Below are 25,352 nucleotides of genomic sequence, written 5' to 3'. Positions count from 1 at the left end.
CTATGGGTCCCGGCCTTCGCCGGGACGACGGCTGAGTTTGAAGCGGTTGCTTTTTGCCACATCGCTGCGGTTCACATCGCAATGATATGTTCGTCGATCTCGTCGATCCTGTTGACGCCGCACAGGCCCATGGTGGTGAGCAACTCCTTCTGGATGATGTCGATCGCCTTGGCGACGCCCGCCTGGCCGCCGGCGCCGAGGCCATAGGCGTAGGCGCGGCCGATCATGCAGGACTTTGCGCCGAGCGCGAGCGCGCGCATCACGTCCTGGCCGGAACGAATGCCGCCGTCGAACATGATCTCCATCCTGTCACCGACCGCCTCGGCGATCTCGGGCAGCACCTCGATCGATGACGGCGCGCCGTCGAGCTGACGGCCGCCGTGGTTCGAGACGACGAGCGCCTGCGCGCCGGTCTTGGCTGCCTCCTCGGCGTCCTCGACGTCCAGAATGCCCTTGATGATCAGCTTGCCCGGCCAGATGCTGCGGACCCACTCGACGTCCTTCCAGTTCAGGGACGTATCGAATTGCGAGGCCGTCCACTCCGCGAGGCGATTGAGGTCCCCGGTGTTCTTCACATGGCCGGCGATGTTACCGAAGGTGCGGCGCTTGCCTTGCAGCACGCCGGAGACCCAGGCGGGCTTGCTGGCGAAATCCAATAGCTTCGAGAGCGACCATTCCGGCGGGACTGTCATGCCGTTCTTGATGTCCTGGTGGCGCTGGCCGATCACCTGGAGATCGACGGTCAGCACCAGCGCGGAGCATTTCGCCGCGATCGCGCGCTGGATCAATTCCTTGATGAAGCCGCGGTCCTTCATCACGTAGAGCTGGAACCAGAACGGCTTCTCGACACTGGCCGCGATGTCCTCGATCGAGCAGATCGACATCGTCGACTGCGTGAACGGGATACCGGCGGCTTGCGCGGCGCGGCAGGCATGGATCTCGCCGTCGCCATGCTGCATGCCGAGCAGGCCCACCGGCGCGAGCATCAGCGGCATGGTCGAGGGCTCGCCGAGGATCGTGGTGGCGGTGTCGCGTTTGGAGACGTCGACCAGGATACGCTGGCGGAACTTGATCGCCTGCATGTCGTCGCGGTTGGCGCGCAGCGTTTCCTCGGCGTAGGAGCCGCGGTCGCAATAATCGAAAAACGCCTTCGGCACGCGGCGCTGATGCAGTGTGCGAAGATCGTCGATACAGGTGATGTGCTTCATGAACGTTTCCCCGGCCCGTCTTGTATCGGAAGAGTCTGCATCGGAAGTAGCGGATGAGTCTTGCATCGGAAGATCGAGGGGTCATCTAGCATGGTTGGATGCACAGCCAAATCGTTTGCAAATCCTTTGTGGAGAGGAGGGCGCCATGACCAGGCCGCACACCGGACCGACGCCGGAGGAGATCAAGGAGAAGCATGATCTCGAGGAAGCGCTGGAGGAAGGTCTGGAAGAGACCTTTCCGGGCTCCGATCCCGTCAATGTCACCCAGCCGGCGCCGAGCCGCGGGGACGGCCATGTGAAGCGCTCGGACTAGGCGCGGGTTCCGCCCTGTTCCGGCGACCGCGCTGGAAATATAATGTTAACAAGACGTTATCAGCGTCGGGGCCTGCCCGGTTCCGTAATGATTGATCATATTTTTTGAAGCCAAGTTAGCCGCGATGGCTTTATAAGAACCTCAGCAAATCAGGGATGCGGGTCCCGCCAGGGCACTCGCAGGTTGTATTGGGGATCCCTGGTTGTCGCGTGGGGGACGATATGAGCCGCAAATATTTCGGGACGGACGGGATCCGGGGCCGCGCCAACGGACTGATCACGCCGGAGCTCGCGCTCAAGGTCGGCCAGGCCGCAGGCCTGGCGTTTCAGCGCGGTGATCACCGCCACAGGGTCGTGATCGGCAAGGATACCCGCCTGTCCGGCTACATGATCGAATACGCCATGGTGGCGGGCTTCACCTCGGTCGGCATGGACGTGCTGCTGGTCGGCCCGATGCCGACGCCGGCGGTCGCGATGCTGACCAAGTCGATGCGCGCCGATCTCGGCGTGATGATCTCCGCCTCGCACAATCTGTTCGAGGATAACGGCATCAAGTTGTTCGGCCCGCAGGGCTTCAAGCTCTCCGACGACGTCGAGAAGCAGATCGAGCAGCTGCTCGACGAGCCCATCGACAAGCGTCTCGCCCAGAGCGCCAGTCTCGGCCGCGCCCGCCGCATCGACGGCGTGCATGACCGCTACATCGAATTCGCCAAGCGCACGCTGCCGCGCGATCTGTCGCTCGACGGCTTGCGCGTCGTGGTCGATTGCGCCAATGGCGCCGCCTACAAGGTGGTGCCGGAAGCGCTGTGGGAGCTGGGCGCCGACGTGATTCCGATCGGGGTCGAGCCCGACGGCTTCAACATCAACAAGGAATGCGGCTCCACCTCGCCGGAAGCGCTGTCGAAGAAGGTCCGCGAGATGCGCGCCGACATCGGCATCGCGCTCGACGGTGACGCCGATCGCGTCATCCTGGTCGACGAGCGCGGTCACATCGTCGACGGCGACCAGCTGCTCGCGGTGATCGCGCAGAGCTGGAAGGAAGACGGCCGGCTGTCGCGATCGGGCATCGTCGCCACCGTAATGTCGAACCTCGGGCTCGAGCGCTTCCTCAATGCGCAGGGCCTCGATCTCGTGCGCACGCCGGTCGGCGATCGCTACGTGCTCGAGCAGATGCTGAACGGCGGCTACAATCTCGGCGGCGAGCAGTCCGGCCACATCATCCTGTCCGACTACGCCACCACGGGCGACGGCTTCGTTGCCGCGTTGCAGGTGCTTGCCGTGGTGCAGAAGCTGCGTCGCCCGGTGTCGGAAGTTTGCCACCGCTTCGATCCGCTGCCGCAGATCCTGAAGAACGTTCGTCACAAGGGCGGCAAGCCGCTCGACAATTCCGATGTCAAATCGGCGATTTCCGATGGCGAGCAGCGGCTCAACGGCCACGGCCGCCTGCTGATCCGCTCCTCCGGCACCGAGCCGGTGATCCGCGTCATGGGCGAGGGCGAGGATCGCATCCTGGTCGAGGACGTCGTCGATACCATCGTCTCGGCGCTCGGGCAGGCCGCGGCGTAAGCTCTTCCTCGACCACAGTATCGTAGGCTGGGCAAAGCGAAGCGTGCCCACCGCTTCTGTGCGCTGTCGGTCGATGGTGGGCACGGCGCAAGTGCGCCTTTGCCCACCCTACGATTCCGGACTCGCGGAGAGGTAAGAGATGCATCGCAGCCATTTGCGATTGGCGGTGGTTCCACCACTCCCCGCATCGTAATGAGCTTGTCGCGGCAATCTGCCGCGCCCGCCGGGATGCTCCAGTGAACAAGCCTGTCGTCGTCTCAGAGGAAGCGCTGACCGAACCCGTCATCGTCAGCGACGTGGCACAAGCAGCCAAGGCCGCAGGGCCGGCCTATGTCGTGCTGGCCGGCATCAGCTTCTCGCACTTCCTCAACGACACCATGCAGTCGCTGATCGCCTCGGTGTATCCGATCCTGAAGGACACCTACGCGCTCGACTTCGCGCAGATCGGCATGATCACGCTGGCCTTCCAGTTCACGGCCTCGCTGCTCCAGCCGGTGGTCGGCCACTACACCGACAAGAAGGCGCAGCCTTATTCGCTGTCGATCGGCATGGCCTCGACCTTCTTCGGTCTGTTGCTGCTCAGTGCCGCCCACGAATATCTCGTCATCCTCGTCGCCGCCGCGCTGGTCGGTCTCGGCTCGGCGGTGTTTCATCCGGAGTCGGCGCGCATCGCGCGGCTGGCCTCCGGCGGCCGCTACGGTTTTGCGCAATCGGTATTCCAGCTCGGCGGCAGTTTTGGCACCTCGATGGGACCGGTGCTGGCCGCGCTCATCGTCGTGCCGTTCGGGCAGGGCAGCATCGCCTGGTTCTCCTCGATCGCCTTCCTCGCGATCCTCATCCTCTGGCGCATCGGCCGCTGGTACGAACCGCAGATCAAGGCGAAGAAGACCGCGGTGGCTCAAGCCCATCCCGACGCGCCGAGCTCGCGTCGCGTCGTCGTTGCGCTCCTCGTGCTGGTCGCGCTGCTGTTCTCGAAACAGCTCTACGTCTCGAGCCTGTCGAGCTACTACATTTTCTATCTGATCGACCGGTTCGGCGTGTCGACGCAAGCCGCGCAGATGTATCTCTTCATTTTCCTCGCGGCGAATGCGGTCGGGGCTTTTCTCGGTGGTCCCCTGGGCGATCGCTTCGGCCGCAAGATCGTGATCTGGATCTCGATCCTGGGGGCGCTGCCGTTCACGCTGGCGCTGCCCTATGCCGGGCTCTATGCGAGCGCGGTGCTGTCCGTGATCATCGGCCTGATCATCTCCTCGACGACGTCGTCGATCATCGTGTTCGCGCAGGAGTTGGTCCCGCATCGCTTCGGTATGATCTCCGGCGTGTTCTTCGGTGTCGCGTTCGGCATCGGCGGCTTGGGCGCCGCCGTGCTCGGCAAGCTCGCCGACCACACCTCGATCGAATTCGTCTACCAGGTCTGCGCCTATCTGCCGGCGATCGGCCTGCTTGCGGTGTTCCTGCCCAAGCTACCGCGGCACGCGCGTTAACATATCCTGTCTTGCTGCAGCGCGGCTTCATACATCGTTAGGACATGCGGCGACGGCGTCGCATTTGCGCTGCATTTTTGCAACGCTTGCGCCGCATGCGCGTATGCGGTTAGAAAAAATCAACCTTAAAAATTAGGGTTAAGTGGCGCTTAAACATTTGCTGGCATCGTCCGGGCCGTGAGTTTCCAGAACGTGAGGCGCCGTATTGCCTCACCGGCCAAAAGGACGAAGCCAATGCGTAGCGTTAAGTCTCTCCTTGCCGCGGGTGCGGCAACCCTGATCTCCTCGATGGCGTTCGCCGCCGATATGCCGATCGCGGCGCCCCCTCCGATGTACGCGCCCCCGGCACCGCCCGCCGACTTCGGCGGCTGGTATCTGCGCGGCGACGTCGGCATGACCAACCAGCGCGCCAAGAGCATCGAGGGCGCCGTAGCGCCTGGGTTTACGAAGACGACGGAGGGACTCGGCTTCGACTCGGCGACGCTGTTCGATCTCGGCGTCGGCTACCGCTTCAACAACTGGTTCCGTGGCGACGTGATCGGCCAGTACCGGGGCAGGGCCAATCTGCACGGCAGCGACAACGTCATTGGACCCGGCTTCGTCGGCGTCAACAATTACAGCGGCAGCAAATCCGAGTGGGTCGTCATGGCGAATGCCTATGTCGATCTCGGCACCTGGTGGTGCATCACCCCGTTCATCGGCGCCGGTGTCGGCGGCTCCTACAACAAGATCAGCGGCTTCCGCGACGACGGCGTGTCGTACAGCCCGGGGCTCAACAACAGCGTCGCTTACTTCGCCGACAACGGAAAGTGGAACCTCGCCTGGGCCGCCCACGCCGGTCTCGCCTACAAGGTCAATCCCGGGTTCACCGTCGAACTGGCCTACAGCTACATGAACCTCGGCGACGCGGCGCCCGGCAACTATCGCTTGTTCGACAACAGCGCCTCGGGTCCGTCAACGATCAAGATCAAGGAGCTCACCTCGCACGACGTCAAGCTCGGCGTGCGCTGGGATCTCAACAGCCCGCCGGCCTACATGCCGCCGCTCGTCACCAAGGGCTGATCGACAGCCTCATCGGTTAGGACTTCTTAACGGCGCGGGATCATCCCGCGCCGTTTCGCTTTGCGTATTTTTCATGGCGAGCGGCGACGAAAGGCTGCGACGCAACCATTGGTTAAGGTTAACGAGCCATGATCACGGCTGAAAGTTCGAGTTCGATGGAGCGTTCGATGCGTAGGCTTTTGTTGGCGGCGGCGATGTTGGGGACGGTCTCTGCGGCGCATGCGGCCGATCTCTCCGATCTTCCCATCCTGCGCGGTGGCTTCACCGACGGTTTGAGCAAGTCCAACGTCAACTGGCAGGGCAGCTATATCGGCGCCCAGGGCGGCTATGGCTCGTCGGACGAGAACTTCAACGGCTCGACCCGCAACATGATGGCGGCGTTGCTGGCCGATACCTTGATCGAAAGTTCGATGGGTGTATCGCAGTGGAACCTCGGACTTGGCAAGGCTTCGCAGCGTACCAGCGGCTACGGCGCTTTCGTCGGCTACAATGGCCAGTGGGACGATGTCGTACTCGGCCTTGAATTCAGCTACCTGCACGGCAAGTTTGGTGGAACGGCGTCAGCGTCGGAGCGGCGCGTGAGCCCCGTCGCCCTGTCCGACGGCAATTTTCACGACGTCACGGCGACCTCCACGTCATCGATCAACATCAGCGACATGGCGACATTCCGCGGCCGCGCAGCTTACGCCTGGGGATGCTTTCTGCCCTACATGTTCGCGGGTCTCGCACTTGGGAATGCCGACATCATCCGCACGGTCAGTGCGCAGGACCGCATCAGCGCGACCCAACTCGGCACCTATACTCCACTCGCGCTGCTGAGCTCGACGGATGCCCAGCATAACCATTTGATCTACGGCTACACCGCCGGTCTTGGCGTCGACGTCAATCTGGTTGGTGGCCTGTTCTTCCGCGGTGAATACGAATACATCCGCTTCAGCTCGGCGGTCGACACCAGCATCAACACCGTTCGCGCCGGTCTCGGCTACAAGTTCTGACGCGCCGGCGCGCGGCGCCGATTGACAGGCCGCCTCCGTCCTGATGCTCTGTCGCCGAATGCGCGGGGGGCAGCGATGCGGATCTACGGCGATACCAATTCCGGCAATTGTCTGAAGGTGAAGTGGGTCTGCGACAAGCTCGCGCTGCCCTACCAGTGGATCGAGATCGACACTCGCAAGGGCGAAAGCCGCACGGCGCAATTCCTCGAGATGAATGGTGCCGGCCAGGTGCCCACCGTCGCTTTCGACGACGGCCGCACGCTGGCGCAATCCAATGCCATCATCCGCTATCTCGCGCGCGACAGCGTGCTCATTCCGCGCGATGCTTTCACCGCCGCCAAGATGGACGAATGGCTGTTCTGGGAACAATACAGCCACGAGCCCTACATCGCGGTGTGCCGCTTCCAGCTCGTCTATCTCGGCAAGGACGCCTCCGAGCTCGATCCTGAAAAGGTCAAGCGCGGCTATGCGGCGCTTGACCGCATGGAGCAGCATCTCGCCGGCAGCCGTTTCCTCGCCGGCGATGCGGTCTCGCTCGCCGAGGTGTCACTGCTCGCCTATACCCGCGTTGCGCATGAAGGCGGCTTCGATCTCGGTCGTTATGCCGCCATCCGCAGCTGGATCGGCGAAGCCGAGACCTTTCTCGGGCTTCCCAAGGCGCGCTAAGGCGCGCTGAGGCAGGAGTAACTTCATGAACGCCGAATCCGTCTCCATTCGTCCCGCGCGCCGCGAGGATGTTGCTGCGATTGTGACGATGCTCGCCGACGATCATCTCGGGCGCGCACGCGAGCGCGTGGAAGACCCGTTGCCTGCGTCCTATTACGAGGCATTCGCGCGGGTCGAGCGCGATCAAAATATCCAGCTCGTGGTTGCGGAGAGCGAGGGCAGGGTGGTCGGCTGCCTGCAGCTCGCGATCCTTCCGGGTCTCAGCTCGCAAGGCGGCCGGCGGGGTCTGCTCGAAGACGTCCGCGTTGCTTCCGATTGCCGCAGCCGCGGCATCGGCGAGCAATTGGTGCAATGGGCGGTGACGGAAGCGAAAGCGCGCGGCTGCAATCTGGTCGAACTGCTCACACATCAGACGCGAACGGATGCGCAGCGCTTCTACAAGCGGCTTGGGTTCACCGCGAGTCACGTCGGCATGACTGTCCGCTTTTGACGCAGCGCGCCATGAGCCTTGCGCGATCAGCGAAATCGGATCGCGCATACGTTCATGTTAAGAGCTGATAAACTACCCGTTCGACGTTCACATGGAACCAGGAACGAACGGTGCTACGCGAGCGTCTGAAACCGGGCTCGATCGGTTCGGGGATTTCGATGACAAGCTATTCGATGATCAAGGTCGGCAACGACTACGTCGTGCAGGCCAATGACAAATGCATTTTGAAAGTCGGCAGCCGCCGCCGCGCCGCGCAATTGATCAACGATGCCACGGACTTGCTGAACGCGCTGGCCGTGGTCGAATCCCCCAAAATCGCACCGGAGGCGCCATCACTCGCGCGTGAGGCTCCGGAACTTCCTTGACTGGTCTTCCCGATTCCCGTATCTGCCGCGGCGGGACATCTCCCCCCAACGGGAGGCTTACTATCTGGAAGGGTAGACGATGACTGTAGCGAAGCCCGCTTCGCGGCCGAACGTGCCGCATTTTTCTTCCGGCCCCTGCGCCAAGCGCCCCGGATGGAATGCCCAAAATCTCAAGGACGCAGCGCTCGGCCGTTCGCATCGTGCGAAGGTCGGCAAGACCAAGCTCAAGCTCGCGATCGATTTGACGCGCGAGGTGCTCGAAGTGCCCGCCGATTATCGCATCGGCATCGTGCCGGCCTCCGATACCGGCGCTGTCGAGATGGCGCTGTGGTCGATGCTGGGGGCGCGGCCCGTCACCACGCTCGCCTGGGAATCCTTCGGCGAGGGCTGGGTCAGCGACATCGTCAAGGAATTGAAGCTCAAGGACGTCACCAAGCTCAACGCGGCTTACGGTGAGATCCCCGACCTCTCCAAGGTCGATCCGAAGTCCGACGTCGTCTTCACCTGGAACGGCACCACCTCAGGCGTGCGCGTGCCTAACGCCGACTGGATCAGCGCCACTCGCGAAGGCCTGACCATCTGCGACGCCACCTCGGCTGCGTTCGCGCAAGCCCTCGACTGGGCCAAGCTCGACGTCGTCACCTTCTCCTGGCAGAAGGCGCTCGGCGGCGAAGCCGCGCACGGCATGCTGATCCTGTCGCCCCGCGCCGTGGAGCGGCTCGAAACCTACAAGCCGGCCTGGCCGCTGCCGAAGATTTTCCGCATGACCAAGGGCGGCAAGATCAACGAAGGCATTTTCGTCGGCGAGACCATCAACACGCCGTCGATGCTTTGCGTCGAGGATTATCTCGACGCGCTGAACTGGGCCAAGTCGATCGGTGGCCTCAAGGCGCTGATCGCGCGCGCCGACGCCAACACCAAGGTGCTCGCCGACTGGAAGGCGAAGACGCCCTGGATCGACTTCCTCGCCAAGGACGCCGCGATCCGCTCCAACACTTCGGTGTGCCTGAAGTTCACCGATCCCGCGATCACCTCGCTCTCCGAGGACGCGCAGGCCGACTTCTCCAAGAAGCTGGTGGCGCTGGTCGAGAAGGAGGGCGCGGGCTACGACTTCGCCTACTACCGCGATGCGCCCGCCGGCCTGCGCATCTGGTGCGGCGCCACCGTCGAGGCCAGCGATGTCGCGCTGCTGACCCAGTGGATCGATTGGGCCTTCGCCGAGACCAAGGCCACGCTCGCCAAGGCGGCTTAAGCAGGCTTCGCTCGTCGCGTTATCTCATCTCGTCATGGCCGGGCGTGACCCGGCCATCCATCGAAGAGAATGGTTCTGCGGGTCAAGCCGCGGATGACGGTCTCAGATTTATCGACCATCAGGGATCATTCCCATGACCAAACCCAAAGTTCTCATTTCCGACGCGCTCTCTCCCGCCGCCGTTCAGATCTTCAAGGACCGCGGCGTCGAGGTCGACTTTCAGCCCAATCTCGGCAAGGACAAGGACAAGCTCGCCGAGATCATCGGCAATTACGACGGCCTCGCGATCCGCTCGGCGACCAAGGCGACCGCGAAGATCCTCGAGAAGGCGACCAATCTCAAGGTGATCGGCCGCGCCGGCATCGGCGTTGACAACGTCGAGATTCCCGCCGCCACGGCCAAGGGCATCATCGTGATGAACACGCCGTTCGGCAATTCGATCACGACCGCCGAGCACGCCATCACCCTGATGCTGGCGCTGGCGCGCGAGATTCCGCAGGCGGACGCTTCGACCCAGGCCGGCAAGTGGGAGAAGAACCGCTTCATGGGCGTCGAGATCACCGGCAAGGTGCTCGGCGTCGTCGGCTGCGGCAACATCGGCTCGATCGTCGCCGACCGCGCGCTCGGCCTGCGCATGAAGGTGATCGCGTTCGATCCGTTCCTGTCGCCGGAGCGCGCCAGGGACATCGGCGTCGAGAAGGTCGAGCTCGACGACCTCTTCAAGCGCGCCGACTTCATCACGCTGCATACGCCGCTGACCGAGAAGACCAAGAACATCATCGACGCAGCCGCGATCGCCAAGATGAAGAAGGGCGTGCGCCTGATCAACTGCGCCCGCGGCGGCCTCGTCGACGAGCAGGCCGTGGTCGACGCCTTGAATTCCAAGCACATCGCAGGCGCCGCCTTCGACGTCTTTGTCGAGGAGCCCGCCACTGCGAACGTGCTGTTCGGCCATCCCAACGTGATCTGCACGCCGCATCTCGGCGCGTCCACCACCGAAGCGCAGGAGAACGTCGCGCTTCAGGTCGCCGAGCAGATGTCGGATTACCTGCTCACCGGCGCGATCTCGAATGCCGTCAACTTCCCCTCGATCACGGCGGAAGAGGCGCCGAAGCTGAAGCCGTTCATCGCGCTGGCCGAAAAGCTCGGCTCGTTCGCGGGACAGCTCACCGAGAGCGGCATTCTCAAGGTCGAGATCACCTATGAGGGCCACGTCGCCGAGATGAAGATCAAGGCGATCACCTCCGCCGTGCTGTCCGGCCTGCTGCGGCCGATGCTGGGCGAGGTCAACGTCGTCTCCGCGCCCGTCGTCGCCAAGGAGCGCGGCATGGTGGTGGACGAGATCGTGCGCGCTGCCCAGAGCGACTATGAAAGCCTGATCACCGTCACCGTCACCACCGAGCGGCAGGAGCGGTCAGTCTCCGGCACGGTCTATGCCGACGGCAAGCCGCGCCTGGTCGACATCAAGGGGATCCGCGTCGACGCTGAATTTGGCAAGTCGATGATCTACGTGACCAACGAGGACAAGCCGGGCTTCATCGGCAAGTTCGCGAGCCTGCTCGGCGATGCCAAGATCAACATCGCGACCTTCCATCTCGGCCGCGTCGCGCCGGGCTCCGATGCCATCGCGCTGATCGAGGTCGACGGGGCGGTGCCGGCCGATCTGCTCGCCAAGGTGCAGGCCCTGCCGCAGGTCAAGCAGGTCAAGGCGCTGACGTTCTGACACGCCGACATATTCCGACCCGCGGAACAACGCCGCCCTCTCGCGAGGGCGGCGTTTTTATTTCTCCCGCGACCGCTGCACTTTGTGTACCAATGGCGCCGAGAAGACGTCGACCGACGCTCCGTTCAAAATCGTTCGAAAAGGGAGAAAACAATGCGTGAAGCCGTCATCGTTTCCTATGCACGCACGGGCCTCGCGAAGTCCGGCCGCGGCGGGTTCAACATCACCCCGCCGATGTCGCTCGCGGCCCACGCCATTCACCACGCGGTCGACCGCGCCGGCGTCGAGAAGGACTATGTCGAGGATTGCTATCTCGGCAATTGCGCCCATGGCGCGCCGAACATCGGCCGCCAGGCCGCGCTGCTGGCGGGAATGCCGAAATCGACCGGGGGCGTCTCGGTGAACCGGTTCTGCTCGTCCGGTCTCCAGACCATTGCGATGGCCGCCAACTCGATCCGCTCGGACGGTTCCGACTGCATCGTCGCAGGCGGGGTCGAGAGCATCTCGATGCCGGGCGGCGGCACCCCGAAGGAATCGATCGATCCCGAGCTGCTCAAGACGGCGCCGGCGATCTTCATGGCGATGATCGACACCGCCGATATCGTCGCAGAGCGCTACAATCTCAGCCGTGAATATCAGGACGAATATTCGCTGGAGTCGCAGCGCCGCATGGCCGCCGCGCAGCAGGCGGGCAAGTTCAAGGACGAAATCGTCCCGATGAAGACCAAGATGAAAGTGGTCGACAAGGCGACCAAGGCCGAGTCGATCGTCGACTACGTCGTCGACCGCGACGAGTGCAACCGGCCCGAGACCACGCTGGAAGGTCTCGCCAAGCTCGAGCCCGTCAGGGGTCCCGGCAAGTTCGTTACGGCGGGCAACGCCAGCCAGCTGTCGGACGGTGCCGCGGCCGTGGTGCTGATGGAAGCCAAGGACGCGGAGAAGCGCGGCCTCAATCCCATGGGCCGCTTCGTCGCCTGGGCGGCCGCGGGGTGCGAGCCGGACGAGATGGGCATCGGCCCGATCTTTGCCGTGCCGAAGCTGTTGAAGCGTCACGGCCTGAAGATCGACGACATCGATCTGTGGGAGCTCAACGAAGCCTTCGCCAGCCAGTGCCTCTATTCGCGCGACAAGCTCGGCATCGATCCCGCCAAGTACAACGTCAACGGCGGCTCGATCGCGATCGGCCATCCCTTTGGCATGACCGGCGCGCGCCTCACCGGCCACATCCTCCAGGAAGGCAAGCGCCGCAAGGCCAAGTGGGGCGTCGTGACGATGTGCATCGGCGGCGGCCAGGGCGGCGCGGGACTGTTCGAGATCTACGGCTGAGGCGATCGCCTCATTGAATGCGAAGGGCACGGCGCCGCAAACGCCGTGCCTTTTGCTTTCTGGCGTGCTTGGGGATTCGCCCGCGGCAACTCAACCGTTCTTCTCGGTTGCGACAGGTCGGAACACCCATTCCCGCCAGACCACCAGCAAGGCTGACATGATCACCGGGCCTAAAAACAAGCCCAGGAGGCCGAAGGCAGCCAGGCCTCCAAAGATCCCGACGAACGCGAACAGAAACGGTAGCCGCGCCGAGTCGCCGACCAGGGTCGGCCATACGAAATGATCGCCGGCCAACATGATGATCGCGCCCCAGAAGAAGACGCCCGCGGCTGCGAAGCCGCTGCCTCCGCCGGAGATCAGGACCAGCGCCGCGGCGGTGAAGGCCAGCCAGGCGCCGAACGGAAGCATGGCGAAGGCCGTGGTCAAGATCGTGAATACGATGGCATGCGGCACGCCCGCGACGAAATAGGCCACGCCGATCAATAATCCCTCGCCCGCGGCGACCAGCACCGTGCCGTTCACCGTGCCGCGGATCGCATCGACCATTTGCTCCGCGAGACCCTCTCCCGCCTCACCGAAAAGTCGATCGCAGGTTTCCAGCACGCGGCCCGAGATCGACCGGCCGTTGCGCAGCAGGACGAACAAGGCCACCAGCGAAAAGAACAGAAGAAACAGGCGGTGAAGCAGCTGTCCGCCGAACGTTCGAAACAGTTCCGATGCGTTGTCTGCATTGACGCTTTTCAGCCATGCGGTCGCGGCTTTGGGATCGGAAAGATTGCTGCGCCACCACTGCTCCATGCTCCCTGCGGCGATCGGAAGCCGCGCGAGCCAATCGGGCACTTCGATCCCGCTCTCTCCGGCCTGTTTCATCCAGCCCACGAGCAGATCGCCTTGTTGCGCGATCTGATAGACGGCAAGCGACATCGGCGTAAACAGGATGAGGGCGACGACGAGCGTGAAGACCAGCGGGGCCAGGCTGGACCGGCCGGAGCTCACGCGTGCCGCAAACTTGGTGTAGAGCGGCCACAGGCTGGTTGCGAGAATCGCGGCCCAGATCAATGCGGGGAGAAATCCCGCCGCCGTCCACAACGCCAGTGCGACGAGCGCGAGGGCAAGCACGACCCGTGCGTTCATGCGTGCGCCCGCACCCGTGGGCAGCGGCTTTCGCTCGGTCGTGTTCGGGCCGCCTTCGCTCCGCACGGCGTCGCTCCGCTTGGGCGAACGCTGCTTCGGTGCCACGGATTTCGCTCGTTCGGCCATTTGATATCACTGGGGTGCGGGAGCTGCAGTGTCGAACTGATCAGCAGGAGAAACGCTGGGTCCCGGCTTCAAGCCGCAACAAGGGGCTTCAGTTCCGCCCGGGAAGAAGTTGCGGTGAGGTGGCGCCCTTCGTCGGGCGCGGCTCGGCCGAAGCCGCCCGGCACGAGGCCCGCAGCGCGGCCGCGGGCGTGCACCGCGGGCAGGAAATCGCGTTCGCCGCTTACGCCTGCGCCAGCGCCGGTGCGAACACCACCTCGATCAGCGAGCCGGCGTTCGCCGCGCTCTTGATGTTGAACCGGGCGCGGTTGGCTTCGACCAGGGCCTTGGTCAGCGACAGGCTCAGCGCCGAATTGTCCTCGGCGTCGCCGGGCGGTGGCGTCCGGAACGGCTCCATCGCGGCGGCGACTTCGCGCTCGCTGAGGCCGTGGCCGGTGTCGCGGATGCGAAGTGCGACCTCGCCGCGGTCGGTAAGCGCGGTGGAGACGATCACCTGGCCGCCGGCGCTGGCGAGCCGGATCGAGTTCGAGATCAGGTTCATGGTGATCTGCCGCATCGCGCGCGCATCCGCGCTCACCTGTGGCAGCGCATGGCCGAGCGAGGTGCGGATGATGATGCGCTCGCGATTGGCCTGCGGCTGCATCACCACCACGCAGGCCTCGACGAGGTCGTTGAGGTTGAGGTTGGCGAAGTTGAGGTCGAGCTTGCCGGTCTCGATCCGCGACAGCTCCAGCAGGTCGTCGATGATGGCGATGACGCGCTCGCCGGAGGCGCGGATGTCCTTCATGTACTCGCCGTAGCGCTCGTTGCCGAGCGTGCCGAAGCGCTCCGAGATCATCACCTCCGAGAATCCGATGATGGCGTTGAGCGGCGTGCGGATCTCGTGGCTGATCCGCGCCAGCATGTCGGCCTTGGCGTTCGCCGTGCCTTCGACCAGACGTCGCGCCTGCGTCAGCTCGCTCTCGCCCTGCTTGCTGTGCGAGAGGTCGCGGAATACGGCGAAGAAGTTCGGGCCGTCAGGCCTGGTGCGGCCCATGATCATGGCGAGCGGAATGACGCCGCCCTTCTTCTCGCGTCCCAGCACCTCGCGGCCGTGGTCGAGCAGGCTCGCGATGTCCTGGCTCTTGAGGTTTTCCAGATAGTCGATCACGACATGCTGGCTCTCCGGCGCGAACAGCGTCACCAGATTCTGCTGCATCAGCGTCTCGCCGTCATAGCCGAACAGCGCCTCGGCGCTGCGGTTGCAGGCGTGGATGTTGCCTTCGGCATCGAACATGACGATGCCCTCGGCCGTGGTGTCGAGGATCGCAGCGAGATCTTCCGCGGCCGCCTCGCCGGCGTCGGGCTCGGGCGCGGTGGGGAAGGTCTCGGGGACAATGGTCTCCGGGACAATAGTCTCGGCGACGACGGTCTCGGCGACGACGGGCGCAGCGGGTGCTGCCTGCGGCAGCGCGCAGATCAGCGCATGCGCGCTCTCGCCGTCCCAGTCGATCGCGTGCAGATGCGCCTCGGTGGTCGGCAGCGGCGCTTCGCCATTGGCGAGCGTGGCGCTGATCGTGACAGGCGTGCCTGCTTGCGATGTGCTGCTGGCCGCGGATACGCCCGGCTCGACATAGAGCGCATCCAGCCCGCCGGCGTTCTCCAGCGCGCTCAGGCTGGCATAGCCCATGCGCGCGAGAAACGCGGAATTGGCGTAGAGCAGGCGGTCGAGCCGGTAGATCAGGATGCCGGTCGGCAGCAGGTCGAGCAGCGCGCGGTCGCGCGTGCTGTGGCCATGTGCGGGCGGCGCGGGCTCGCTCAGCCATTCGGCCGGCGCGTGCGGCGTCTCAGGCTCCGGCGTTGGCGCCTCGGGCGTGATCTCGGCACCCAGCGGTTCGGCCGATGCCGCGATGGTTTCCTTGTCGCGTTCGAGGCGCTCGGACAATTGCCGGGCGAGCTCGTTGAACGCGCTGTTCTCGACCGGCGTCAGCGTCGGCGATCGCGTGTCGCCGGGCGCGCGGAACGGCAGGACATTGGGAGGCGTTTCCACTGGCGTTTCCGGATCGGTTGGATGTGAATTCGCGTCGGTTGTGGGTTCGGGCAGTTCGGCTTCAGGCTCAGGTGCGGGCTCAGGCTCAGGCTCAGGTGCGGGCGGCTCGATCGGCGGAGGCGGCGGCGCCTCCAGCACTGGCTGGGGCTCGGGTTCGGGCTCCGGCTCGACCACATCGGCAGACAGGCTTTGCGGTGCCGCCGGTTCGGCCAACAACTCAAAGCGCCTGAGCGCATCGAGCCGGTTGAGGCCATCGAGATCGCGGCAGACGCCAAAACCCCTGAAGCCCACGAAATTGCGCTCGCCATCATAAACCGGAAGCCCGGCAAGCTCGACCGGCAGATGCTCGCCGCCGTCGGCTGGCCAGTTCACGGTGATCCCGGCCCAGGTGTCCTTGCTCGCAAGCGCCTGCGCCACGCGTCCCTCAGGATCGAGCGCGAAGGCGTCGGCGATCTCGCGCCAGGAGCGGCCGAAGCCGGCGGCGGTGCGCGGACCGATCAGGTGGATGAATTCGTCGGAGAGCAGCGCAAAGCGGCCCTCTGCATCCACCTTCCAGAGGAAGCGCAGCGGATGCTGACGCGGTGCGGGCGGCTCTTCATGGCCCGACGGCGGCTCGACCATGCCTGTTACGGTCGGCGCGGCCTGCGGCGACACCATGGCTTCGGCCGAGTTTTCAACCGGAGTTTCTGGCGCGGCTTCGGCCGCCTCCTCGACGGCTTGCTGGATCGTCACGATCTCGGTCGCCGGCTCGCGCGCGGGCGGTTCGTGCGCGATCGTTGCTTCCGGCGCGTCGACCGGCTCGGCAAAGGCGTCGAACAGCGCGATCTCGGATGGCGCCTCGTGCGGCGGCGCTGCTTGCACATGCTCCGGCGCGGGAGGCGGAGGAGGGGGCGGGGCAGGCTCACGCTGAACGATGTCTTCTCGGGCGACGTCTTCGCGCGCGACCTCTTCAGCGGCCTCGGCTTTAACCTCGTCAGTCGCAGCCGCCGCCTGCTGCACGGCCGGCTCGATCAGCGCGACCAGGCCGACATCGGCCCCGCTGCCGACCCGCTGCAGCACCATCTGGCCGATGCCGATCGGCGTCTCGGCGCGGCCTTGGCGAAGCGCATCGCTGCGCGCCTGTTCGAGTCCGCCCTCGCTGAGATCGCGGAAGCCGAGCAGGGTGCGGGCCGTTTCGCTGGCGCCGACGAACAGGCCGTCGGGCGCGAACGCCGCCATCGGCGTCTTGGCGCCGTCGACGAGACGAAGCAGGCGTTCGACCAGGGGCATCGAGCGCAGCATCGGATCCATCGCCGTGACGAGCACGGCAGATCCTTGGAAGAATTGGCCGCCATCGGCGAAGTCGAGCCGGGCACAGGCGCAGGTCATCAGCGCGCCGAGCCGGGCGCCGAAGCCGCGCAACCGTTCGAGCCGGATGGCGCCGTTCGCGGGCAACCGGCCGGCCAGCCGGATGATCTGACGGCGGTGGCCGTCGGTGGGGCCGAAGGTCTTCTCTGCCAGCGCCGTGGCATGGGCCGCGCCGAACAGCCTTGCCCCGACCGGATTGGCCCAGAGCACGCGCGTGCCGTCGATCGACCAGAGCCAGACGGGCAGCGGCGAGGTCGCGTGCACGGCCAGCCGGGGATCGCCCACGCCTCGCAACTGGAAATCCGAACTCGTCATCCGACCGGCTTCGCGTCCCACTTGTGCGCATCAGGCTGCCGGAATGACAGCCTTAAGAAAGGGTTAGTATCGCCCGCAGCCGCGGGCAGGTCCACGGCCCCAGCCTACGGGGCAAGGCCTAAAGCCGCGATAACCTTAATGTGGCGAGGCCCGCAAGCCGTAGCCCGGTCGCATCCCCATCCTTCAGATGCCGCGTCGGGCAGCACCTATGCCGCCCAGCCAATCCGCGCAGCGGGCGTCTCCAGGCCAAGGCGGGTGCTCAGAGGCCACCCCATTACCTCAACCACCGGTTCCCCTGCCCGGGAACCTCATCCTCGCCGCGATTAATTTGCGCAATGCACCCCAAAACCCGTTGCGTTGCACAATGTTGACATTTTAGGCAGGCATGGTCGCCGCGCTGGGCGAGCCATCATTCGTTTTATGTTTCCAGTCTTCGCTTCCGTCACCCAATTGGCCGGCGGGCGCGGCCGAAAAGGCTCACTCCGTTTTTCCATTTAGTGTGAGGGATACCCAATGACAGGTACGACTGATCCATTCTCCGCCTCCGTCATTCCGTTCGAAGTTCCGGAGCAGATGCGTGCGTTCGCCGAAAAGGGCGTGTCGCAGGCCCGCGAGAGCTATGCCAAGTTCAAGGACGCCGCCGAAACCCACAACGGCACGGTCGAGGCCGTGTTCGCGTCCGCCCACAAGGGCGTCAGCGAATACACCGCCAAGCTGATGGAGTTCGCGAAGGCCAACACCAAGGCCCATCTCGACTTCACCCAGGAGCTGTTCAGCGTGAAGGCGCCGCAGGATGCGTTCGCGCTGTGGACCAACCATTCCAAGGCGCAGCTCGAGACCTTCCAGGCCCAGGCCCGGGAGCTCGCCGAGATCACCCAGCGCGCGGCCACTGCCGCCGCCGAGCCGATCAAGGCCTCCGCCGCCAAGCTCTACACGCCTGCCGCCTGAGCGGATCGGGCTGTCTAGATTAAGAAACCCGGGCCTAGAGCCCGGGTTTTGCTTTGGAAATAACGTTGTCCGAGGCGCGATTTCAGGGTTTTGCGGCCTTGCCAAAAACGGCCGTTGCACCTAGTTTCCGCCCCGTCCAGCCCCCCTTGGTTCTCGGCCCGTTCGAGGCGCCCAGAGGCGCGGCTCGCAAGGATGCAGTTGTAGCTCAGTTGGTTAGAGCGCCTGTCTGTGGAACAGGAGGTCGGTGGTTCGAGCCCACCCAACTGTACCAGCGGTGGCAGCATGCAAGGTTGCAAAGCACCCGGCGGTCAAATTTAGCCGCTCTCAGCCCCCGGTCCAAGAATGTGAGTGGTGGGGTAATTTTGCTCACCTCGTCATCGGTTTCCGCCTCGTCACTGGCCGAGAAAGCCCGTCCATCCCCAATTATGATTTTTAAGACGGGCGTTTTGGAATCGCAGGGATTCCGAATTGCATGGCTCGCGTTGTGGACGCAGTATCACGACTACTTAGGGGGTGGCGGAGACCTGCTTCAGAACGTTTGCGTCGCTGAATATGTCGAACTGAGGTTTGAGCGTTGCCGAGTATTCCTTGATCGCTTCGTTTGCGGCCACTCCTTGGGCTACTAACTCGTGGATGGTTTCAACAGCGCTGCGAACAACGAGCAATGCGTGATCAAACCGAAAGTAGAAAAATCGCCATTCGACACCAACGCCAAGCTCGGGATGAAGGATAGGGTCCTTCAAGGTGGCCGAAGGGTGGACAGCCAAGTCTCGTAATCTGTAGATGTCCTTCAGATTGTTGCGCAATAACGCGCTTCCTTTCGGCTTCAGCTGAAAAGCCATGCGGATCACTTCCGCAATCTGAGCATATCTCGCGGTTCGATTGGCACGCCACTTGTCTCGCAGTTCCTGGTCGATTTTGATTTTGTCCTGAAGTGCCGCGTAGAACGCGTCGAGCGCGATGGCAGCCGACATAATTGCTTGCATTGAAGATTGAAATTCGCGTTCCAGAGTAAGCCCCTTGTCCTCCTCTACAGCGGCGCTCCAAGCTTTGTGTCGAGCCAGCTTATCGTTTTGCGTATCCGCCAGATGCTTTAGAGCGAGTGTTGTCCAAGAAGGCACTACGTCAAAGTGCACCTGCAATTGGATCTTGCCGCACTGCAAGTTACCGGAAGGATCAATTGACATTTGCAATCCACCGACCGGAATGCCCACTTTGATGCCTTTGCTTATAAATACGCCCGTCATTGATTTCCTAACCTCTTGGCCTTTAAGCAATTGCGCTTAACATGAGCCGGACAGCAAGGCTCGCCAGTGCCTGCATGGCGCGAAAGGTGACTTCACGCAGCCAATGGTCAAAGCGGTTCATGCCTGTTTCACGCGGAATTCCAACAGCATCCTGCAATCCATAGAAGAGGATAGTGTTGGCATTTACTTGTCTGCCGCTCCGCTGAAGTCGCAATAGCGTGAGGGTGTCGCGCCGTTCTTGCGGGACTTTGCCCAATAGGTGCAGTTCATCAAGACTTGCGTTCGTGGCGGTTGTCCGCACGTGTCGGGTTTTATCTTATCGAAGTTGTCCGCGTACTTGGTTCGCGTGAAGTTCTGGTACGCGCGCTTTGTGTTCCTGTCGATCGTGAGCATGCTTTGAAAGCAGTTGGTGGAATCCTCTGCGCCGACCAACACACCTTTCTGGAGCTGATGCATGGTGTAGTCGGTCATGTCCAGATCGAGGGAGCAGTTGGGATTGTCGGTACTGGGCTTCTCATCCTTGGCCCATGTGACGGCCTTCACGACGTGGCATGTAAGGGACTGTCGGCCGTTCTCGTCAGTCTGCTTGTCGCAGTTGACCATGGTGAGGTTGAAGTTGGGCTGCGAGTTTTCGTCCGGCTCGTTCTGTATCCTGAACGTCCCGGCCGCCGAGATGCCATAGTCGCTCTCTTGGAGACCGCTTCGGTCGTAAGTACCGATGATGTCGAGGTTGGCGCACGAGTTCAGGGAAGCCGCTGATGCGGGCATAAAGTTCGACAGGGTAGCGAGCATAATAGTAATTGCAGCGATCCGCACCAAGGATTCGTCCCTCCCGGTATCTAAGAACTTGTATGTTGTCTCGTCCTTGTGGTGACAGTGCACCAAATCCAATAACGTTAGATACCAATTAGTGCAGTCCAGCACTGTCACCGTAATTCTGAGAGAGAACGACCCAATAGAACCCCATCGCGCATCAGCTGATCATCGCCTTGATCTGCGCAGTGTCCGCGAACTCAATCAGTTCAACGATCTTGCCGTCCTGAAATCTGAACAGGTCCAGGATCTCGGTACTGGAAGCTTGCCCGGTCGGGCGGTACCGAACGACGACGCGGGAATGGACAGCAACGCGATCTCCGTCAACCAACTCAGCCAGGATTTCGCGACCTTCGAAGCCGAATTCATCGATCAGTTTACTGAAGGCTCCACGCAGGGTCTGATGTCCCTGCATACTCCCTGTCAGTTCGAGCGCGCTCTTGTCGCCCATCAAGGTGAACAGGCCCTCGGGGTGAAAAGCGGTCACCAAGCCCTCGGCGTCACCGCCGTCGCGTGCCGCGTAAGCGCGTCTGATCAACGCCAGCATCTCTTCACGCTGTCCCATGTCTGCCTCCCTGCAGGACGTATCAGGGCAGCCTAGCGACCTTTGCGTGTAAACGCAAAATCATCGAGATGAGGGGCGAGGGCTCAGCACGCCACGAACAGGGGCGTTCGCTTTCGTTCCCCGAGTTCAGGAGAAAACGGCGTCGGGCTACGCCGAACCTTTTCACGACCTTGGGTGTTTGTGTTGCGGCAGGACTGACAACGCTGAGGAGCTGAGACATGAACGGAATTATCTATCTGGTCGGACTCGTCGTCGTGATTGGTGTGGTGCTCTCGTTCCTGGGCCTGCGCTGATTGGATATTTGGCAGGTGGTGCGGCGCACTCTCCAGCATTACGGTGACAGTGTACAAAACTCTCGACGCGGGGAGTGTCCGCAACGTTGCTCAAAGCCAGCTTTGTCCGCGGTCACCGTAGCTCCTCGGTCCGCAATGGGCTATCGGTAGCTTGCCATAGACGTTCATGGATAAGCAAGCCAGGCGAAAAACATCGTGAGTTTCTTCGATCGTCTCAAGACAGCCGCATCCGTCGAGTGGCGGGCTTACACCGAGCATCCCTTCACGAACGGATTGGCGGACGGCTCGCTCCCCGAAGCGGCGTTTCGTCACTACCTCGGTCAGGACTATTTGTTCCTGATCGAGTTTGCGCGCGCCTACGCGCTCGCGGTCTACAAGTCGCCCAGACTTGCCGACATGCGTGAAGCAGCGGCCGGCCTTTCGGCCATCCTCGATGTCGAGATGAACCTGCATGTGAAGCTCTGTGCCGATTGGGGTCTGTCCCCGGCCGACCTTGAACAGGCCCCTCCGGCGGCCGAGATGCTGGCCTATACACGCTACGCGCTCGACGCGGGAATGCGCGGCGATCTGCTGGCACTCAAGGTGGCGCTTGCCCCTTGCGTGATCGGATACGCGGAGATCGCGACGCGGCTCGCCGCGCTCCCCCTCGCGGACGCTGCGACGAACGCCTACCGTGTCTGGATCGCCGAGTACGCCGGCGCGCCGTACCAGGAGGTTGCGGCCAGAGCGCGGGCGCACATGGAGCATCTCGCCGATCTCTACGCCACGCCGGCCCGCGAGGCAGAGCTGATGGCGATCTTCAAGGAAGCCACCCGACTCGAGGCGGACTTCTGGCAGATGGCTTGGCGCGCGGGCCTAACCGAAACCACGTCTGTCGGCCTTCTCCGCTAGGTGACAGTGCATGAAACTCCCCGGGGAAACGTTGCCGATCCACGGGCCGCGCTTGAATCCGGCAGCCCATGTGCTTAAATGCCACTTGGCTCTATTGTTTAGGCATTTGGCATTACGACGGACCCAATGGCAAAGAACGAGCGGACTGGCAAAGGCGTTGGTTCAACCTCCCGCGGGCTTCGTGTCCCCGGCTCGCTGACCAACAAACAGATCAAGACGATCGCGGCGGCAGCCCTGACCCAGCGGCCTGACCGCAAGCCGTCCCCGATGCCGACGCACAAACCTCCACCCGACAAATCGCGCGGGGCGGCAAGGAAACGCTTGTTCGCCGCCGAGCAGGACCACACCTATCAACCGCAAGCCGGCGCCATTGTCGTGCAGGGGCATTTCGATGCGGTCACGGGGCTCTCCACCGTCACCGACGCGCCTTCGCTCGGGCTTGGCGGGGGCGGGGCGGGTGAATCGCAGCCGTCCGCCGAGCTGTTCAATGTCGTCATCGACGCCAACAGTCTGTTTCGCATTGAGCCCGCGGCGCTGAAGCGTCTTGCCAATTACAGCGACGACGAAATTCACGCGCTTGTCGTGCCGAAGCGCACACTGGCGCGGCGGCTTTCGGAGGGCGAGCCGCTGACGGTCGAGGAGACCGACAAAGCCGTGCGGCTGGCGCGGGTTGACCGATTGGCCGCCAACGTGTTCGGCGAGCCTGCGAAGGCGCATCGCTGGTTGCGCAAGCCCAAGAAGCTGCTTCGCGGGGAAACGCCGCTGGCTTACCTCGCGACGGAGGCGGGCGCGCGCGTGGTCGAAGAGATGCTGCACCGGATCGATCACGGCATCCTTGCGTAAGGATTTGGCGTGAGGATATGGCGGATCTCCAACTTCGACGATCTGTCCGGCGTGGGCGGCCTCAAGGCCGACGGCCGCTGGCATGATCGCGGCCGGCACGCGGTCTACGCAGCGGATCATCCGGCGTCGGCGCTGCTCGAAGTGATGGTGCATCTGGAAATCGATTTCGAGGACCTGCCGACGAGCTACCAACTGCTCGGCATCGACGTGCCGGACGACCTCGCCGTCGAGATGGTGAGCCGGGCCGACATCGAGCGTATATCGCCGGATTGGGCTGACGATCCCAGGGTGAGCCGCGATATGTTGCGGACCTGGTTCGGTGAGGCGCGCACGGCAATAGTGTCCGTGCCTTCGGCCATCGTGCCGTTCGCGCAAAACTACCTCATCAATCCCAGGCACAAGGACGCGGCGCGCATCCGCGTGGCGCATGTCGCGCGCTATCCCCATGACCTCAGGCTGTTCGGCCAATGGCCGGCCAACGCTACCTAACCCCCGCCACGATCATCACCACCACCGGCAACGTCACCGCCGCCAGCAGCGGCCCAGCGCCACCGCGCCCGACACCGGATTCACCAGCCGCTTGTATTGCGCCGCAAAGATGTAGGCGTTCGCGCCGGTCGGCATCGCCGCGAACAGCACGATCACGCCGGCCGCGATCGGCGGCAAACCGAGCAGCTTGGCCAGCACGAACGCTGCCGCCGGCATAGCCATCAGCTTGAGCGCGCACATCATGACGACGCTCAACATCTCGCCCTTGACCTCGAACCGGAACAGATTGATGCCGAGCGCGATCAGCGCCGCCGGCGATCCCGCCTGCGCCAGCAGCTCGATGGTCCTGTCGACGACGGGATTGAGACCGAGGCCGGTGAAACGCCAGACCACGCCAAAACCGATTCCCAGCATCAGCGGGTTGCGCGCGAGATCGGCGAGCACGGGCCGGATCACCGACAAGGGCGAGCCGGCCTGCTTGCGGCTGACAAGCTCCATCTGCAGGATGCCGCAGAGCCAGAGCAGCGGCGTGTTCACCGACAGGATCAGCGCAATCGGTCCCGCCGCTTCGTTGCCCAGCGCCGAGAGCGTCAGCGGAATGCCGAGCATCACGATGTTGCCGTAGACCGAGCCGATTGCGAACACGACGCCGTCCTCGCGGTCTTCGCGCCGCGCGCGCAGCAGGGCCGACAGCGCCAGCGCCGCGAGCCAGGTGATGGCCAGCGCGCCGTAATAGGCGCCCCACATCCTGTAGGGACTGACATCGGGGAATTCCGACACCACGATGGTGCGGAACAGCAGCGCCGGAATGGCGATGCTGAAGGCGAATTCGGAGATGCCCTTGTGCGCGCTCTCGCTGACGAAGCGAAACAGCACCGCGGCATAGCCGGCCGCGATCAGCGCGAATACCGGCGCGACGATCAGCACTGTGGCCATGCGCCGCTACGATCCCATCTCGATGATCCGGCGCGCCATGCGGACATTGGCATAGTCGATCATCTTGCCGTCGAGCGTCACCGCGCCCTGGCCCTGCGCCTCGGCCTGCTCCATGGCCGCGACCACCCGCCGCGCGTGCGCCAGCTCAGTGTCGGACGGGACGAACGCCCGCAGCGTCGGCTCGATCTGGTCGGGATGGATCACCTGCTTGCCGTCAAAACCCATTGCGGCCGCCTTGAGCGCGCTGCTTTCAGTCAGTCTGGCGTCGCGAAACGCGCCGCACGGACCGTCGATGGCGCGCAGGCCGAAGGCGCGCGCGGCCACCAGCAGGCGCATCATTGGATAGGCGAACAGATCGAGCGGCGCGGAGGCATAGCCGCTCTGGGCGGAGCCCACGTGCCGGTAGCCGTCCGGCGAGGCGCCGATTTCCGAGGAGCGGGCGCCGATCGACGCCGCGAAATCGCCGACACCGAGATGAAGGGCGGCGACGCTGTCGTGCGCGGCGGCGAGCGCGTCGACATTGACGAGACCGAGCGCGGTCTCGATCAGCAGGTCGAGCGCGACAGGCGTGGGGCGATTCGGCGCGGCCGCGCGCAGCTGATCGGCAATGGCGGCGATGTCGCTCGGGCGCTCCGCCTTCGGCACGATCACAGAATCCAGCCTGGGCAGCGCAGCGAGCTTGCGGATTTCCTGCGCGATGAAGGGGCTGTCGACGGCGTTGAGCCTGACCGCGACGACCTTGCTGCCCCAGTCCAGCGCGGACAGCGCCCGCGCAGCCTCTTCCAGTGCCACGCTCTTCTCGGACGGCGGCACCGCGTCCTCGAGGTCCATGAACACCGCATCCGCCGCCGAGGCAGCGGCCTTGGCGACGAGACGGGAGCGATGGGCGGGAACGGCCAGATAGACCCGCGTCGGCCGCTGAGGGGCCAT

The 25,352-nt window shown here is 63.8% G+C and carries 23 protein-coding genes and 1 tRNA gene; 16 read left to right on the top strand and 8 right to left on the bottom strand.

Features of this window, described 5'->3' with window-relative positions; translation table 11 throughout:
- Positions 1-71: 71 nt before the first annotated feature.
- Positions 72-1,208 (bottom strand): alpha-hydroxy acid oxidase, encoded by a 1,137-nt coding sequence (locus tag IVA75_RS28750; protein ID WP_027565345.1) that lies wholly within the window; start codon positions 1,206-1,208, stop codon positions 72-74.
- A gap of 145 nt (positions 1,209-1,353) precedes the next feature.
- Here IVA75_RS28750 and IVA75_RS28745 point away from each other — a divergent pair, with 145 nt between their 5' ends.
- The 11 genes from IVA75_RS28745 to IVA75_RS28695 all read left to right on the top strand — a co-directional run bounded on the left by IVA75_RS28745 (position 1,354) and on the right by IVA75_RS28695 (position 12,449).
- Positions 1,354-1,521 (top strand): hypothetical protein, encoded by a 168-nt coding sequence (locus IVA75_RS28745; RefSeq protein ID WP_007596725.1) that lies wholly within the window; start codon positions 1,354-1,356, stop codon positions 1,519-1,521.
- Between the two features lie 221 nt (positions 1,522-1,742).
- Entirely contained in the window at positions 1,743-3,086 is a 1,344-nt protein-coding gene (glmM, locus tag IVA75_RS28740; protein WP_027565344.1) for a phosphoglucosamine mutase, read from the top strand.
- A 236-nt stretch (positions 3,087-3,322) separates the two neighbouring features.
- Positions 3,323-4,570 carry an MFS transporter gene (locus IVA75_RS28735; protein ID WP_247282542.1) on the top strand — a complete coding sequence of 416 codons (1,248 nt, stop codon included), beginning with the start codon at positions 3,323-3,325 and terminating at the stop codon, positions 4,568-4,570.
- Between the two features lie 234 nt (positions 4,571-4,804).
- The gene (locus IVA75_RS28730) at positions 4,805-5,632 is read left to right on the top strand and encodes an outer membrane beta-barrel protein (RefSeq protein WP_027565342.1); all 828 of its coding nucleotides are present in this window, start codon (positions 4,805-4,807) and stop codon (positions 5,630-5,632) included.
- Between the two features lie 167 nt (positions 5,633-5,799).
- The gene (locus tag IVA75_RS28725) at positions 5,800-6,627 is read left to right on the top strand and encodes an outer membrane beta-barrel protein (RefSeq protein ID WP_247282541.1); all 828 of its coding nucleotides are present in this window, start codon (positions 5,800-5,802) and stop codon (positions 6,625-6,627) included.
- A gap of 75 nt (positions 6,628-6,702) precedes the next feature.
- Positions 6,703-7,293 carry a glutathione S-transferase family protein gene (locus tag IVA75_RS28720; RefSeq protein WP_247282540.1) on the top strand — a complete coding sequence of 197 codons (591 nt, stop codon included), beginning with the start codon at positions 6,703-6,705 and terminating at the stop codon, positions 7,291-7,293.
- A gap of 25 nt (positions 7,294-7,318) precedes the next feature.
- On the top strand, positions 7,319-7,783 hold the full coding sequence (locus IVA75_RS28715; protein WP_247282539.1) for a GNAT family N-acetyltransferase: 465 nt from the start codon (positions 7,319-7,321) through the stop codon (positions 7,781-7,783).
- A gap of 173 nt (positions 7,784-7,956) precedes the next feature.
- Positions 7,957-8,148, top strand: coding sequence for a hypothetical protein (locus tag IVA75_RS28710; RefSeq protein ID WP_245286332.1), 192 nt, complete (start codon positions 7,957-7,959; stop codon positions 8,146-8,148).
- 79 nt (positions 8,149-8,227) lie between these two features.
- A complete protein-coding gene (locus IVA75_RS28705; protein ID WP_106940732.1) occupies positions 8,228-9,400 on the top strand; it encodes a phosphoserine transaminase in 1,173 nt (390 codons plus the stop codon).
- A 133-nt stretch (positions 9,401-9,533) separates the two neighbouring features.
- Positions 9,534-11,123, top strand: a complete 1,590-nt coding sequence (gene serA, locus IVA75_RS28700; RefSeq protein WP_027565337.1) for a phosphoglycerate dehydrogenase — start codon at positions 9,534-9,536, stop codon at positions 11,121-11,123.
- A 153-nt stretch (positions 11,124-11,276) separates the two neighbouring features.
- Entirely contained in the window at positions 11,277-12,449 is a 1,173-nt protein-coding gene (locus IVA75_RS28695; protein ID WP_247282538.1) for an acetyl-CoA C-acyltransferase, read from the top strand.
- Positions 12,450-12,539: 90 nt separating this feature from the next.
- Here the strand turns inward: IVA75_RS28695 and IVA75_RS28690 are convergent, their stop codons facing one another.
- On the bottom strand, positions 12,540-13,709 hold the full coding sequence (locus IVA75_RS28690; protein ID WP_247282537.1) for an AI-2E family transporter: 1,170 nt from the start codon (positions 13,707-13,709) through the stop codon (positions 12,540-12,542).
- Between the two features lie 220 nt (positions 13,710-13,929).
- Positions 13,930-17,397: a PAS domain-containing protein gene (locus tag IVA75_RS28685; RefSeq protein ID WP_247282536.1), complete on the bottom strand. Its 3,468-nt coding sequence runs from the start codon at positions 17,395-17,397 to the stop codon at positions 13,930-13,932.
- A gap of 513 nt (positions 17,398-17,910) precedes the next feature.
- Between IVA75_RS28685 and IVA75_RS28680 the strand changes: the two genes are divergently transcribed.
- Together IVA75_RS28680 and IVA75_RS28675 are read left to right on the top strand one after the other, a co-directional pair.
- Positions 17,911-18,345 carry a phasin gene (locus IVA75_RS28680; protein ID WP_247282535.1) on the top strand — a complete coding sequence of 145 codons (435 nt, stop codon included), beginning with the start codon at positions 17,911-17,913 and terminating at the stop codon, positions 18,343-18,345.
- A 194-nt stretch (positions 18,346-18,539) separates the two neighbouring features.
- Positions 18,540-18,616, top strand: a tRNA-His gene (locus tag IVA75_RS28675).
- 235 nt (positions 18,617-18,851) lie between these two features.
- Here IVA75_RS28675 and IVA75_RS28670 read toward each other — a convergent pair.
- The 3 genes from IVA75_RS28670 to IVA75_RS28660 all read right to left on the bottom strand — a co-directional run bounded on the left by IVA75_RS28670 (position 18,852) and on the right by IVA75_RS28660 (position 20,970).
- Positions 18,852-19,592, bottom strand: coding sequence for a hypothetical protein (locus tag IVA75_RS28670; RefSeq protein WP_247282534.1), 741 nt, complete (start codon positions 19,590-19,592; stop codon positions 18,852-18,854).
- A 183-nt stretch (positions 19,593-19,775) separates the two neighbouring features.
- Positions 19,776-20,411 carry a hypothetical protein gene (locus IVA75_RS28665; protein WP_247282533.1) on the bottom strand — a complete coding sequence of 212 codons (636 nt, stop codon included), beginning with the start codon at positions 20,409-20,411 and terminating at the stop codon, positions 19,776-19,778.
- Positions 20,412-20,565: 154 nt separating this feature from the next.
- Positions 20,566-20,970, bottom strand: a complete 405-nt coding sequence (locus IVA75_RS28660; protein WP_247282532.1) for a nuclear transport factor 2 family protein — start codon at positions 20,968-20,970, stop codon at positions 20,566-20,568.
- Positions 20,971-21,458: 488 nt separating this feature from the next.
- Between IVA75_RS28660 and tenA the strand changes: the two genes are divergently transcribed.
- From tenA to IVA75_RS28645, 3 genes are all read left to right on the top strand, one after another.
- Complete coding sequence (gene tenA / locus IVA75_RS28655; protein WP_247282531.1) at positions 21,459-22,154, top strand: thiaminase II; 696 nt, start codon at positions 21,459-21,461, stop codon at positions 22,152-22,154.
- Between the two features lie 321 nt (positions 22,155-22,475).
- Positions 22,476-22,997, top strand: a complete 522-nt coding sequence (locus IVA75_RS28650) for an antitoxin Xre/MbcA/ParS toxin-binding domain-containing protein (RefSeq protein WP_247282530.1) — start codon at positions 22,476-22,478, stop codon at positions 22,995-22,997.
- Between the two features lie 9 nt (positions 22,998-23,006).
- Complete coding sequence (locus IVA75_RS28645) at positions 23,007-23,486, top strand: RES family NAD+ phosphorylase (RefSeq protein WP_247282529.1); 480 nt, start codon at positions 23,007-23,009, stop codon at positions 23,484-23,486.
- Positions 23,487-23,519: 33 nt separating this feature from the next.
- Here IVA75_RS28645 and IVA75_RS28640 read toward each other — a convergent pair whose 3' ends face one another.
- Complete coding sequence (locus IVA75_RS28640) at positions 23,520-24,422, bottom strand: AEC family transporter (RefSeq protein WP_247282528.1); 903 nt, start codon at positions 24,420-24,422, stop codon at positions 23,520-23,522.
- A 6-nt stretch (positions 24,423-24,428) separates the two neighbouring features.
- Positions 24,429-25,352 carry a CoA ester lyase gene (locus tag IVA75_RS28635; protein WP_247282527.1) on the bottom strand — a complete coding sequence of 308 codons (924 nt, stop codon included), beginning with the start codon at positions 25,350-25,352 and terminating at the stop codon, positions 24,429-24,431.

It is taken from the genome of Bradyrhizobium sp. 134, assembly GCF_023074155.1.
GTDB lineage: Bacteria > Pseudomonadota > Alphaproteobacteria > Rhizobiales > Xanthobacteraceae > Bradyrhizobium.
Note: the sequence above shows the minus strand (reverse complement) of the source record. Positions and strands in the feature narration are given on the sequence as shown.